Annotated in this window: 13 protein-coding genes, 1 tRNA gene and 1 pseudogene; 10 read left to right on the forward strand and 5 right to left on the reverse strand. The window is 29.8% G+C overall.

Features of this window, described 5'->3' with window-relative positions:
- Positions 1 to 80 precede the first annotated feature (80 nt).
- Together MTX53_RS03975 and MTX53_RS03980 are read right to left on the reverse strand one after the other, a co-directional pair.
- Positions 81 to 1,349: an IS4 family transposase gene (locus MTX53_RS03975; RefSeq protein ID WP_244833863.1), complete on the reverse strand. Its 1,269-nt coding sequence runs from the start codon at positions 1,347 to 1,349 to the stop codon at positions 81 to 83.
- Between the two features lie 96 nt (positions 1,350 to 1,445).
- Positions 1,446 to 1,604 carry a hypothetical protein gene (locus MTX53_RS03980; RefSeq protein ID WP_244834925.1) on the reverse strand — a complete coding sequence of 53 codons (159 nt, stop codon included), beginning with the start codon at positions 1,602 to 1,604 and terminating at the stop codon, positions 1,446 to 1,448.
- 208 nt (positions 1,605 to 1,812) lie between these two features.
- Here MTX53_RS03980 and MTX53_RS03985 point away from each other — a divergent pair.
- Positions 1,813 to 2,856: pseudogene (locus tag MTX53_RS03985) on the forward strand (alpha-amylase family glycosyl hydrolase); the annotation flags it as partial.
- A gap of 50 nt (positions 2,857 to 2,906) precedes the next feature.
- On the opposite strand, the gene MTX53_RS03990 reads toward MTX53_RS03985, so the two are convergent.
- From MTX53_RS03990 to MTX53_RS04000, 3 genes are all read right to left on the reverse strand, one after another.
- A complete protein-coding gene (locus MTX53_RS03990; RefSeq protein ID WP_244834926.1) occupies positions 2,907 to 3,701 on the reverse strand; it encodes a carbon-nitrogen hydrolase family protein in 795 nt (264 codons plus the stop codon).
- A 238-nt stretch (positions 3,702 to 3,939) separates the two neighbouring features.
- Positions 3,940 to 4,224: a hypothetical protein gene (locus MTX53_RS03995; protein ID WP_244834927.1), complete on the reverse strand. Its 285-nt coding sequence runs from the start codon at positions 4,222 to 4,224 to the stop codon at positions 3,940 to 3,942.
- A gap of 77 nt (positions 4,225 to 4,301) precedes the next feature.
- Positions 4,302 to 4,388 (reverse strand) — tRNA-Leu (locus MTX53_RS04000).
- Positions 4,389 to 4,732: 344 nt separating this feature from the next.
- Between MTX53_RS04000 and MTX53_RS04005 the strand changes: the two genes are divergently transcribed.
- The 9 genes from MTX53_RS04005 to MTX53_RS04045 all read left to right on the forward strand — a co-directional run bounded on the left by MTX53_RS04005 (position 4,733) and on the right by MTX53_RS04045 (position 13,498).
- Complete coding sequence (locus tag MTX53_RS04005) at positions 4,733 to 5,941, forward strand: maltose ABC transporter substrate-binding protein (protein ID WP_244834928.1); 1,209 nt, start codon at positions 4,733 to 4,735, stop codon at positions 5,939 to 5,941.
- A gap of 154 nt (positions 5,942 to 6,095) precedes the next feature.
- A complete protein-coding gene (locus MTX53_RS04010) occupies positions 6,096 to 7,034 on the forward strand; it encodes a sugar ABC transporter permease (protein ID WP_244834929.1) in 939 nt (312 codons plus the stop codon).
- Positions 7,035 to 7,036: 2 nt separating this feature from the next.
- Positions 7,037 to 7,906, forward strand: coding sequence for an ABC transporter permease subunit (locus MTX53_RS04015; protein WP_244834930.1), 870 nt, complete (start codon positions 7,037 to 7,039; stop codon positions 7,904 to 7,906).
- A gap of 89 nt (positions 7,907 to 7,995) precedes the next feature.
- Positions 7,996 to 9,780, forward strand: coding sequence for an alpha-amylase family glycosyl hydrolase (locus MTX53_RS04020; protein ID WP_244834931.1), 1,785 nt, complete (start codon positions 7,996 to 7,998; stop codon positions 9,778 to 9,780).
- 192 nt (positions 9,781 to 9,972) lie between these two features.
- Positions 9,973 to 10,665 carry a hypothetical protein gene (locus tag MTX53_RS04025; protein WP_244834932.1) on the forward strand — a complete coding sequence of 231 codons (693 nt, stop codon included), beginning with the start codon at positions 9,973 to 9,975 and terminating at the stop codon, positions 10,663 to 10,665.
- A 29-nt stretch (positions 10,666 to 10,694) separates the two neighbouring features.
- Entirely contained in the window at positions 10,695 to 11,693 is a 999-nt protein-coding gene (locus tag MTX53_RS04030; protein ID WP_244834933.1) for a GGGtGRT protein, read from the forward strand.
- Positions 11,694 to 11,984: 291 nt separating this feature from the next.
- Positions 11,985 to 12,350 carry a DUF1232 domain-containing protein gene (locus MTX53_RS04035; protein ID WP_244835453.1) on the forward strand — a complete coding sequence of 122 codons (366 nt, stop codon included), beginning with the start codon at positions 11,985 to 11,987 and terminating at the stop codon, positions 12,348 to 12,350.
- 70 nt (positions 12,351 to 12,420) lie between these two features.
- Positions 12,421 to 12,759 (forward strand): hypothetical protein, encoded by a 339-nt coding sequence (locus tag MTX53_RS04040; protein WP_244834934.1) that lies wholly within the window; start codon positions 12,421 to 12,423, stop codon positions 12,757 to 12,759.
- 535 nt (positions 12,760 to 13,294) lie between these two features.
- Positions 13,295 to 13,498, forward strand: coding sequence for a hypothetical protein (locus MTX53_RS04045; protein ID WP_244834935.1), 204 nt, complete (start codon positions 13,295 to 13,297; stop codon positions 13,496 to 13,498).
- The last annotated feature ends 65 nt before the right edge of the window (positions 13,499 to 13,563 follow it).

Consider the following 13,563-nt stretch of genomic DNA (forward strand, 5'->3'; position numbering starts at 1 on the left):
AATTTATCTTAAAAAATGGTACACTAAATAAATCCACTGGATAAAGTGAATTTTAAATATGTATTTATTTATATTTAATATTAAAAACAGGATTTAATATTATGATGGTGCTTTTTTCTTGGATGTTTGTTTTTGCGCTCACAAGATCGGTTGCAACGTATTTGTGAGCGTATTTTTATAGCTTTTTCAAGTATTAATTCTAACAGCTTATTTCTTAATCTAGATTTAACTAATAAAGCTATAATTCGTTTGAATACCTGTCCCAAAATAAAATTCCTATTTGATTGATATATTGAATTTAAATCTTTATCCTTATTATCATTTGATATCGCAGCATCGGCATCTTTTTTTATAAGAGCTGCAATCATCGATAAATAAATAGAAACGTAAAAATCTTGCTTTATGGCAATTGGCTTAGTACCTGAAAATTCTTCGATTTTAAGACTGCATTTTAATTCTTTATATTTAGATTCAACGCCCCATCTTAAGAAATAGAGTTCTTTGAATTTTAAAGGCGTAATAGTATCATCATAGATGTTAGTCACTAAAGTTTCTGTCACCTCATCTGACAGCTTAACTTTTACTACTCTTATTTTTTTTATTTCACCTTTAACTTTATATTTTAAAATAAAGTCAGGGGAATCTATTGATTGTGCAAGTTTAAAAGATGTTGATACTCGCATTAAAAATAGTAATTCCTTGGAATTTAAATAATCAAACATATCATATGAAGGATAGCCTCTATCAAAAATAACAATGCTTTTTCGAGGACAGAATTTATCTCCTATTGACTCTATATGTTGTTTTGCAATATGTCTTTCACTTGTCTTATATTTAGTAATTCTAGAATCTACAATAATGTCATTTAATACATCATATAAGGCTGACGCCGTCGCAATAGCAGTTCTTGTCTTATTTTGATTACTGCTTAATCCAAAATATTCACCACATTCTTTTGTATCTGGCACTTGTAGACTAGTTCCATCTACAGCTAGAATATTAAAACCATTCCAAGTGTTTAAATTTTTATTTATACTATAAAATTTATCAACAAAAAGTCTGCATAATTCATTAAAGGCTTCTGGTGATATATTTTGTCTTGCCTTAGAAAATGCTTGTTTTGTTATTGACGGAAATTTTAAACATTTATGATCTTCAATAAAATTATCAATTTCAGAAGAGATGGATTTTCGCAATGCGGAGCAAATAAAATGAACCGTATTTGAAAAGGATAGTTTTCTATTCCTTGAGAATGAGTTACCTAAGCTGTATGCTTCTTTGTACTCACTTGAAGTAATTAAATCGTTTGTTTCTTTTAAAATTAAAGATAATAATCTAGTATTTTTCATAATGTAAAACCTCGCTATAAATTTATTTCTCTATAGCGAGGCTGCAAAATTTTCCACTATTGTCAAGTGTTTTTTTTATTAAATTATCATTTTCTCTTAAGTTGACGACATTGGCTGCCCGGACCTTCCGCAGGAACAAGTAAGTTTGTGAAAATCTATGTCTTTAATAAATTTATCATAGGATTTTTGCGTTAATGACTTGATTTTTGAATCTAAATTAGATATAATTTTTGTATCATAAATATTAGTTATCATAGAATTTATGGTTAGCAGAGCAACAAAACTTTGGTCGGTGGTGTTGCTCTGCTTTTTTCCTTTCTAAGAATAATATAAAATAATAATATACTAAAAAAGGCAAGCATTAAATACTTTGACTAAAATTTAGTCATGCAAATAATGCTTGCTCTTTATTTATTTTGAAGATATTTAAATTTTTTAACATCATATAAAATGCTATTCTATAATGGATGTTATAGAACTTATAGGAAAAGTACCTGATAAAAAAATAAAAGAAAATGGTCCAAAACTTCACGAATATATAAAGGAAATGAATAAAAAGACATTTGGAAATAAGAACCTTCTTACAGTAGGAGAAGCATGGTGTGCAGGAATTAATGAGGCTGAGAAGTATTCAAATCCTGATGGCAGCGAATTGAGCATGATTTTTCAATTTGAACATATATGTTTAGATCAGCAGGAAGGAAAAGAAAAATGGGATGTAAAACCATTAAATTTACTTGATTTAAAAAGAGTTCTATCAAAATGGCAGACTGAACTTGACGGAAGAGGATGGAACTCACTTTTCTGGAATAATCATGATTTGCCTAGAATTGTATCACGATGGGGAAATGATAAAAAGTATCGTAAAGAAAGTGCAAAAATGCTTGCAACCATTTTACATGGAATGAAAGGAACACCATATATATATCAAGGCGAAGAACTTGGCATGACTAATGTTAAATTTGATGATATAAAAGACTATAAAGATATAGAAACATTAAATATGTATGATGAAAGACTTAAAAAAGGATATAAAAAATCTGAAATAATGGAATCTATCTATAAAAAGGGTAGAGATAATGCAAGAACTCCAATGCAGTGGAATAAAAATGAAAATGCAGGATTTTCAAAAGGCACTCCTTGGATAAAAGTAAATAGAAATTATAAGGAAATAAATGCAGAAGAAGAGATAAAAGATCATAATTCAGTATTTAATTATTATAAGAAATTAATATCTATAAGAAAGAAAAACGATGTTATAGTATATGGAAAATATATAGAACTTGCAAAAGATGATGAAAATATTTTTGCATACTTAAGGGTTCTAAATGATGAAAAAATACTTGTTGTTTGTAATTTCAGAGAAAATGAAAATGAATTTTCTCTTGATCACAATATACAATATAATAGGAAAGAATTATTAATTTCAAATTATGATATTAAAGAAAATAATATTAATAATATAAAATTAAGACCATACGAAGCTAAAATGTATAAACTAGATTAAAAAGAATTAAGCTATAAATTAAAGAAGGCGTTATAAGATTTTGAATGTAATTATCTTATAACGTCTTTTTTATTTAAAAGATGATGGAAGTTTATTTCTTTTTCAAAATTACTGCAAATAATATTAGATTTTAAATTACTTGTTTCTATTTCAGAAATACTTACAATAACTTCATTTTTAATTGCATCAGTTAATTTGGTGCCGGATTTATCAAAAATTGTACTTTTACCTAAAAAGTATGCATCTATGTTGGATAAATTTTCATTGCCGACTCTATTACATAATACAAGTGGTGTTAAATTTTCTATAGCTCTTATTCGAGCAATATCAAAGCTTGTATTACCTCCAAAATTTGAAAGTGCACATAAAAGATTTGCACCTTGTAAAATTTGTTCTCTTGATATTTCAGGAAACCATAAATCAAAACATATCTGAACTCCAATTTTAATTCCCCTAACGTCAAATACTTTATTTTCTTTGCCACGTGAAAATAATTTTTTTTCTAAATCTGATAGATGAATTTTTCGGTATTTACCAATATACTTATTATTGTCAACAATGACAGCAGTGTTATAAATTTTATTATTTTCCAATTCTGGCATACCAAAAATAATTGCACAATTATGTTTCTTAGAAATTTTTTTCATATCGTTAACTATACTGCTATTATTTATTTCTTGTGCAAATTGTTTTAATTCATTTTTATCTTTAAAAAGATAACCAGATGTGCATAATTCAGGTAGTACCCATAAATCAGCAGTATTATTATTAATAAGTGAATCAATAACATTAATATTTTCTTTAGAATTATGTTTAACATCAAATTGCATAAAACCTATTTTCATCTTGCTAACCCCATTTCTTTTACTTAAATTATACTATATAGAATAAAAGGGTGGACATATATTATATTAAAGTATATATTTTTTGAATTAATTAAATCAAAAAGGCTGTATTAAATTAAGATATTAATTTAATACAGCTTTTTTTGCTTGATTAAGCTGGTAGTTGTAGATGCGAGCCTGTTTTTATACGAGGATAGAAGATTATGCTCATAATCTTCTAAAAGTCCTTAGTTCCAATTTAATCTAATGCATCTACATATTTTTTAGCTTCAATTAAAGACATTTGCGTGTGCTCACGAATTGTTTTAACAGCTTTTACTTCTTTTCCTGCTTGCTTCAGATGAGTTGCAAGCTGTTTTACTTCATCGGAAACCCAATAAGATGAGAGATTATCATAACCGGTAAGTTTGGCTAATTGATTTATTCGTTCTTCTTGACTTTTGACACGTTTCTTTAATGCTGAAATTTCATTAAAGATTAGTACGCCAGAAATAATTAACAACAGAAAAACAATAGATTCCATTTGAATCATTCCACTCCTTTATATCACAAAATACAATAAAAAAGACCTAACTTTCTCTTATCGAAAATTAGGTCTAATGGTGCCGCTGACCGGATTCGAACCGGTACGATATCACTACCAGCGGATTTTGAGTCCGCCACGTCTGCCAGTTCCATCACAGCGGCAAATAACATTAAATATAATACCATAAAAATATATTTATATCAATAAAAAAAAGTTGTAAAATCATATAAAAATTTTTATAAATAGTATTGAAAAACTAAATGAAAAGTATTATACTATGTGTAAAGGTTAACAAAAGCAGGCACTTTATTAAGCCAATGTAAACAATTAAATAAGAGATTAAATGGAAGAATTTAGTGCTTATATGCTATCATATTATTAAGGTAGCAAAATTATTTTATCTATTTCGGCATCGATTCCATTTTACAAATCTTGATTATAACTTAATTTTTATTAAGTTAAATATAAATTTGAACTTTATTTTACTAACTAGGGGGAATTAAAAATGATTAAGAAGACAAAAATGTTAGCATTAGTTATGGCCGCAACATTAGCTGCTGGTACATTAGCAGGTTGTGGTTCAAGCAAATCTGAAGGTGAAGATAAAACATTAACAGTATGGTCACATCTTACAGATGCAGAAGTTGAAGCACTTCAGCCAGTAGTAGAGAAGTGGTCAAAAGATAACGGAGTAGCTGTTAAGTTACAAGCAGATAAATCTGACATGCAGGCTTTTATACAAGCTGCAAATAGTTCTAAAGGACCAGACATAATGTTTGGACTTGCTAATGATAACTTAGGAACATTCCAAAAAGCAGGAACACTTGCAGAAGTTCCAGAAGGAATTATTAATGAGGATGAATACACTTCAAAGAATGTTGTAGATGCAGTTACATTAGATGGAAAACAATATGCAGTTCCAATAGCTCAGGAAACAATTGCTTTATTCTATAATAAGGACAAGGTTAAAGAAGTTCCAAAGACTATGGAAGAAGTTGTAGAATTAGGAAAGACAGTAGGATTTAGATATGCAGTAGCTGATTTCTATAGATCATTTGGATTTTTATCAGCACAGGGTGGATATGTATTTAAAGATAATAACGGAACATTAGATCCATCAGATATTGGACTTGGAAATGAAGGAGCTGTTAAAGGATATCAATTCATTCAAGATTTAGTTGTTAAAAATGAATTAATGGCACCAGATATTACAGATGATATCGCTAAAGGAGATTTCCAATCAGGAGCTAGTGCATTCTATATTTCAGGACCTTGGGATATACAGACATTTAAGGATGCAGGAGTTAACTTTGGAGTTGTTCCAATGCCAACATTAGGTGGAAAGAACGTTTCAACATTCATGGGAGTTCAGGCTGCATTTGTAAGTTCTAAATCTAAGAATAAAGATTTAGCTTGGAAATTAGTTAAATACTTAACTGAAAATTCAACAGATGCATTAGTTGAAAAAGGAAACAGAATTCCAGCAACTAAAGCAGGTGTTGAAAGTGATACATTTAAGAATAGAGAAAACATGGATCAGTTCCTAGCACAAGCTAAACTTGCTACACCAATGCCTAATATTTCAGAAGTACAAGCTATGTGGGGACCAGGTGAAGATGGAATCAAAGCTCTTGTAAGTGGACAATTAGATGCTCAAGCTTGCGGAGATCAAATTGTAGCTCAGATTAAAGAAGGAATTGCTCAACAGAAATAAGTTCCAAAATTTAATTATATAGAGAAATATAAGAGGAGGCATAACCTCCTCTTATATAATAATTGGACTGATTAAATGTTTACATAATGATGTTCGAATTATTAATTTTATTATGAGAACTTATTACTTGACCGAGAAAGAAGGAGGAAAATAAATGAGCAAAAAGAATTCTAATAAACCTAAAAAAGATCACTTATTAAGAGCATTAGGATATTTATCACCAGCACTTATATCTATAATTATTTTTACTGTAATGCCAATAATATATACAGTATATATTGCCTTTACAGATTATACTATGTATTCACAGGATAATATAAGTTTTGTCGGAATAGCAAATTTTATTGAAGTATTCAAAGGACCTTTTAGTGAGGTATTCTTCCCTGTATTTATATGGACAGTTGTCTTTGCAATACTTTCAACACTTGGATGTTTCTTCTTAGGACTATTTATGGCTATACTATTAAATAATCCAAATATAAGAGAAAGAAACTTTTACAAAGCAATATTAATCATTCCATGGGCACTACCTGCAACAGTTGCAATACTTTCATGGCAAGGACTTTTAAATGGAAGTTATGGTGCTATAAATAATTTACTTATGGCATTACACTTTATTTCAAAACCGATACCATGGCTTACTACTGCATTATATGCAAGAAGTGCGATAATCATAGTTAATATTTGGCTAGGATTCCCTTACATGATGAATATTTGCTTAGGAGCTCTTCAGTCAATACCAGAAGTTTACTATGAAGCAGCTGATGTTGATGGAGCTAATAAATTTACAAAGTTTAAGAAAATTACATTACCATCAATAGCTCAAACAGCTTATCCTTTACTTATTTCATCATTTGCATTTAATTTTAATAACTTCGGTTCAGCGTTCTTAATCACAGGCGGAGGTCCTGCAAGACCAGGTACTCAGTTTGCTGGTTATACAGATATTTTATCATCTGTAAACTATAAACTTTCAACACAATTCGGAAGATTTGAAATAGCTTCTACAATAAGTATTATTATATTTGTTATCTTAGCAACTATTTCATACATTCAGATGAGAATGTCAGGACAATTTGAGGAGGTTGATTAATAATGAGCACAAAAAAAAGTGAAGAACTTGTATACAAAAAAAGAATGACTCCAGCAGAAAGAAGAGTTGCCTGGCTTTCAAGAATTATTTTATGGGTTATGGCCGTAATTGTTCTTATTCCAATAATGGCAGTTGTATCTGCATCAATGGCAAAAGGAAATTCATTTACACAGACTTCAATATTTCCAACAACATTTACTCTTGAAAACTACGTAAAAGTAGTTAGAGATACAAATTTCTTAATCTGGGTTAGAAACTCATTATTTGTATGCTTAAGTGTTTCAGTAGTGCAGCTTATAATGACAGTACCAGCAGCCTTTGCTTTTGCTAAATTAAAATTCAAAGGTAGAAGATTTGGTCTTATGTTTTTATTAATATTACAGATGTTCCCAACAACAATGGCATTACCTGCAATATTAGGAATTGCATATAGATTTAATTTAATGGATAAACTTTGGGGACTTATAATCTTACTTGCAGTAGGAAGTGCTTATAATATCTGGCTTATGAAGGGATATATGGATGGTATTCCTAATGAACTTTGTGAATCAGCTTGTATTGATGGCGCTAATACTTGGGATGTATTATGGAAAATAATATTCCCACTAATAAAGAATATGCTTATAGTAATATTCATATTCGCATTCGTTGGTGCATATAGTGAATTCATATTTACATCTGCATTAATGAAAGATGCTAGTACTCAGACTATTGCAACAGGAATGAGAACATTTATTACTAATAACTATTCAGCAAAATGGACTCAATATTCAGCAGCTGCAATAATGGCATCATTACCAGTTGTTATAATTTCAATTGTAGCTCAGAAGTTCTTTGCATCAGGACTTGTTGCAGGTTCTGTTAAGGGCTAATAGATTAAAAATATCATTTAGATTTTTATATGTCTCATAATAATTTTATTGTTATGAGACATTTTTTAATGAAAAATGGGGGGGTAAATATGATTAAGAAGATAACAAGTATTTTTGTTTCACTGTTATTAATAGTAGTATGTTTTTGCGGATGTGGAGCAAAAAAAGAATATACAGTAAATAAAAATCCTAATAATGAAAACTTTTCATGGGATAATGCTACAGTTTACTTTGAACTTACAGATAGATTTTTAGATGGAGATGAATCAAATAATCATTCTTATGGAAGAGAACTTGATCAAGATGGAAATGAATACTCAAATTATAAAGAAGAACCTTCAACATTTCATGGTGGAGATTTAAAAGGTCTTACAAAAAAGATTAACGAAGGATATTTTAATGACCTTGGTGTAAACGCTTTATGGATATCATGTCCATTTGAACAGGTACATGGATGGGTAGGAGCAGATGGGTTTAAATTTTATTCATACCATGGATATTGGACACTTGATTATACAAATATCGATGCTAATATGGGAACAAAAGAAGATTTTAAAGAATTTGTAGATACTGCACATGAGCATGGAATAAGAGTCGTATTAGATGTTATTTTAAATCATCCAGGATATGCAACTTTAAAAGATATGGATGAGTATGGGTATGGAAAACTTAAAGATAATTGGAAAGATTATTATTTTGAGAGTGCTGATAAAATTACACCTGATTCAGATCAGAATTATATGGATAAAACTGATGAGGCAGCATGGCAAAAATGGTTTGGAAGCGATTGGGTAAGAGCTTCTCAAAAATTTGCAGGATATGATGGATCAATAAATGATCCTGATCATACAAAATGTCTTTCAGGATTACCTGATTTTAAAACTGAAAGCACAGAAAAAGTTGATATTCCTCAAATTTGGAAAACAAAGTGGAATATGGAAGGCAGACTTGACTCAGAAACTGCAGAGCTTAATGAATACTTCGATAAAACAGGAAAAGAAAGAACTGTTTCAAATTATATTATAAAAGAAATTTCAGATTGGGTTAGAAATTATGGAATTGATGGATTTAGATGTGATACTGCAAAACATGTTGAGCAGGATAAATGGAAAGATTTAAAAGAAGAATGTACAAAAGCCCTTAAAGAATGGAAAGAAAATAATCCTGATAAAAAACTTGATGATAATGATTTTTGGATGACAGGCGAAGTGTATGGACAGAAAGTAGGAAGAACAAGCTATTATGATAATGGATTTGATTCTCTTATAAATTTTGAATTTCAAAATTATGCTGGAAATATAGAAGGTCTTGATAATGTTTATTCAAGTTATGCAAAAAAAATAAATAATGATTCTACAATGAATGCATTAAGCTATATATCATCTCACGATACTATACTTTTTGATAGAGATAATCTTATAAATGCAGGATCATCACTTCTTTTAGTACCAGGAGCTGCTCAAATTTATTATGGCGATGAAACAGGAAGAAAAGTTGCTTATGAGACATGTAGCTATGAAGATCAGAGAACAAGAGGAGATATGAACTGGGACTCAATAAATGAGGATGTATTAAAGCATTTCCAAAAGCTTGGAAGATTCAGAAATGCTCATATAGCTGTAGGTGCAGGAGAACATCAAAAAATAAGTGATTCACCATATACATTCAGTAGAGTATATGATAAAGATGGAAAAACAGATAAAGTTGTATGTGTACTTGGAGCAGAAGGTAAAACAGAAGTTGATGTATCATCTGTATTTTCAGATGGAGAAACTCTAGTTGATGCATATACAGGAAACACTTCTAAAGTTAAAAATGGAAAAGTTAAATTTAAGGCTGACAAAAACGGTGTAATTTTAATTGAAGAAGAATAGTATAGAGATAATTCCAACAAAAATATACAAAATTCTTAATATTTTTAAATAAAGGTTGTTACAAAGCAATTCATTTGATAAAATATAAAGAGAGTGGGACAAGTCAGCAGTGGCAAAATGGCTCACACGCATATTATTCCGTAAAAGGATAAATATGTATTATATCTATTAATTAGGGAGGAGCAAAATTATATGATGTATTCAAAAGAAGTTGAAGAAATGTGTGTAGTTGCTAAAGGTCCTAATCACGGACCAGCACCAATTCCTGAAGAAGGAAAGTGGGTACAATCAAAGGAAATTACTGATGTATCTGGTTTAACACACGGAATAGGCTGGTGTGCACCACAACAGGGAGCATGCAAATTAACATTAAACGTTAAGGAAGGTGTTATTCAGGAAGCATTAGTTGAAACAATTGGATGTTCAGGAATGACTCATTCAGCTGCTATGGCTTCAGAAATATTACCAGGAAAAACAATATTAGAAGCATTAAACACAGACTTAGTTTGTGATGCTATAAATACAGCTATGAGAGAATTATTCTTACAAATAGTATATGGAAGAACTCAGACTGCATTTTCTGAAGGAGGATTACCAGTAGGAGCTGGTCTTGAAGACTTAGGAAAAGGCTTAAGATCACAAGTTGGTACTATGTACGGAACTCTTGCAAAAGGACCTAGATACTTAGAAATGGCTGAAGGTTATGTAACTGATGTAGCTCTAGATGCTGAAAAAGAAATCATTGGATATAAGTTTGTTAACTTAGGAAAAATGATGGAAAACATAGGCAAGGGTATGGATGCTACTGAAGCTCTTGAAAAAGCTAAAGGACAATACGGAAGAGTCCAAGATGCTAAAGAATTTATAGATCCAAGAAAGAAATAATTAATTTTTGTAAGGAGGAAAATATTACCATGGCATTATTTGAAAGTTATGAAAGAAGAATAGATCAGATTGTTCCCGTATTAAAGAAATACGGAATGGAGAAAATTGAAGATGCTAAAGCTGTCTGTGCAGAAAAAGGCTTCGATCCATGTAAAATAGTTAAAGATACTCAACCAATCGCATTTGAAAATGCAGGATGGGCATATACTTTAGGTGCTGCAATAGCAATCAAAAAAGGATGCACTAAGGCTGCAGACGCTGCTGAAGCAATTGGAGAAGGACTACAAGCTTTTTGTATTCCAGGATCTGTTGCAGATGACAGAAAAGTTGGTCTTGGACACGGAAACTTAGGAGCTATGCTTTTAAGAGAAGAAACTAAATGTTTCGCATTCCTTGCAGGACACGAAAGCTTTGCTGCTGCTGAAGGAGCTATTAAAATAGCTGAAGCTGCTAACAAAGTAAGAAAAGAACCTTTAAGAGTTATCTTAAACGGTCTTGGAAAAGATGCTGCATTCATTATTTCAAGAATTAATGGATTCACATATGTTCAGACTAAATTTGACTATTTTACAGGAGAACTTAAAATAGTTAAAGAAAAAGCTTACTCAGAAGGAGCAAGAGCTAAGGTTAGATGTTTTGGTGCTGACGACGTTAGAGAAGGTGTTGCAATCATGCATCACGAAGGCGTTGATGTATCTATAACAGGAAACTCAACTAACCCAACAAGATTCCAGCATCCAGTTGCAGGAACTTATAAGAAGGAATGTATCGCTCTTGGAAAGAAATATTTCTCAGTAGCATCAGGTGGTGGTACTGGAAGAACTCTTCATCCAGATAACATGGCTGCAGGTCCTGCTTCATATGGTATGACTGATACAATGGGAAGAATGCATTCAGATGCACAATTCGCAGGATCATCATCAGTTCCAGCTCACGTTGAAATGATGGGTCTTATCGGAATGGGTAACAACCCAATGGTAGGTGCTACTGTTGCAGTTGCAGTTGCTGTTGAAGAATCTATGAAATAATCTAAGGAAAATCAAGGCTTTACAAAGTTTTTAATTTTCTAATATAGGTTGTTTAAACCTAAGATTATAAGTTATAGTCTTTTATAAGGCGTAAAATAGAGCATACGTTATTTTAATTTAATTTAGAATAACGTGTGTTTTGTTTTATGCTTTTTTTATATTATTTATTGAATAAAGCTTAAAATAAATCGTATAATGAACGTGTTAGTATGCGAATTTTTCTTAATTAAACTTAATATGCTAAATTCTTTTGAAGAAAGATATAGGAGATTTAAAAGATGGATTTAGAAGATAGAGCAAAAAAAATTAAAATTAGATATACCTGCTGTATTTATTGCTTTAAAGAAGAAGGAAACACCAGTAATTGCAAAGATTTTTGCAGAAATTACAATTGGATATGCGTTATCACCTATTGATTTTATACCAGATTTCATTCCATTTATAGGTTTGTTGGATGATATAATTTTACTTCCAATACTTATTGCAATAACAATAAAATTTATACCAGAAGAAATATTTAATAAATGTAGAATTGAAGCAGAAAACTTGTTGAGTTGTGGAAAACCTAAAAGGTGGTATTTTGCAATACCAATTTTATTAATATGGATGGCATTAATATTTCTAATTATTAAATTAGTTATTATGAGATATTTGTAAAATATGATTTGATGGTATGTAGTGAAAATAAGTTTTATAGATAAAAAGCATTATATGGAGGCGTGCTAATTTGGAAATAACAGAATTTATTCAAAGTGAAGTTTATAAAAGGTTGGATTATAATGTTCAAGAATTATTGCAAGATTTAATTAAAAAATTAAGTGATATTGATTATTTAATAATGAATAGAAATGAACCTGTTTTAGTTTTTAAAGTTAGACAGATGTATGAAAGAAATCCAAAATCTAAAGCTAATATTGCAACAATTAGATTAAGGAAGGGATATATTACTGTAGGACCTTATAAAAACAATGATGAAAACATAGTATATTGCAGAAATAAAGATGATATAAATGATGAGTTAATACAGAAAATAAAAAATATTTATAGTGAGAAGATGTGCTATTAGAGTATTTTTGTTATTTATTTTAAAATGAGAATGGAAAAAGATATTTATTCATTATATCTTTACATAATAAAACTCGAATAGCAGAGATAGAAGAAAATCATGTTATAAAATTAGAAGATTTAAGAATATTATGTGTTAATTGTCATAGAAAAGTACATACATATAAGATTACAGTTGAAGAACTAAAAAGAAAAATGAATTAATGAAATAATTTTAAAATTAAAGCAGCACAAAGGTTGAAATACCTAAGTGCTGTTTTTTGTGTTTTAAAATAGGATTCTTATCAAAATTAAAACAAGAATTTAAATAGTTCTACAAAATGTAAAATAATAGTATTAAATAAAATTTATTATATATTAAGGAGGAGATTAAAATAAATACAGCAACAGTTACAACTAAGGAACAATTGAAGAAAGCACAATAAGATAATGTTGAAGAAATAATAGTAATTGGTAAATTAGCAAAAAGTCTAAAAGATTCAAAAAAAATTACCACTTTAGGGACTACTATATTAGGAATATTAGCAGTAGGAGCTGTGGCATCTCCATTTACAGCAGGAACATCTTTAGGAATTAGTGCTTTAGCAGCAGCACCAGTTGTAATTACAACAGGTGCTTCAATACCAGCTATTATCTTAGCATCAAGTTTAGGAATAGGGTTTATTATAGCGATATTTAGAGATTATGATGAAATAGAATTTGATGCGTTTAAACCTAAGATTATTTTGAAAAGAAAATAACATAAAATAGGAATTTTTAAAAAGTATCTACAGCTGTTGTAGGTACTTTTTTATTATGTAAAAAT

The organism is Clostridium sp. BJN0001 (assembly GCF_022869825.1).
In the GTDB taxonomy this organism is placed as follows: Bacteria; Bacillota; Clostridia; order Clostridiales; family Clostridiaceae; genus Clostridium.

Bases quoted from the DNA above. Each gene is read 5' to 3' on its own strand.
- MTX53_RS03975 (WP_244833863.1), bottom strand. From the start codon at position 1,349: ATGAAAAATACTAGATTATTATCTTTAATTTTAAAAGAAACAAACGAT.
- MTX53_RS03980 (WP_244834925.1), bottom strand. From the start codon at position 1,604: ATGATAACTAATATTTATGATACAAAAATTATATCTAATTTAGATTCA.
- MTX53_RS03990 (WP_244834926.1), bottom strand. From the start codon at position 3,701: ATGAAAATAGGTTTTATGCAATTTGATGTTAAACATAATTCTAAAGAA.
- MTX53_RS03995 (WP_244834927.1), bottom strand. From the start codon at position 4,224: ATGGAATCTATTGTTTTTCTGTTGTTAATTATTTCTGGCGTACTAATC.
- MTX53_RS04005 (WP_244834928.1), top strand. From the start codon at position 4,733: ATGATTAAGAAGACAAAAATGTTAGCATTAGTTATGGCCGCAACATTA.
- MTX53_RS04010 (WP_244834929.1), top strand. From the start codon at position 6,096: ATGAGCAAAAAGAATTCTAATAAACCTAAAAAAGATCACTTATTAAGA.
- MTX53_RS04015 (WP_244834930.1), top strand. From the start codon at position 7,037: ATGAGCACAAAAAAAAGTGAAGAACTTGTATACAAAAAAAGAATGACT.
- MTX53_RS04020 (WP_244834931.1), top strand. From the start codon at position 7,996: ATGATTAAGAAGATAACAAGTATTTTTGTTTCACTGTTATTAATAGTA.
- MTX53_RS04025 (WP_244834932.1), top strand. From the start codon at position 9,973: ATGATGTATTCAAAAGAAGTTGAAGAAATGTGTGTAGTTGCTAAAGGT.
- MTX53_RS04030 (WP_244834933.1), top strand. From the start codon at position 10,695: ATGGCATTATTTGAAAGTTATGAAAGAAGAATAGATCAGATTGTTCCC.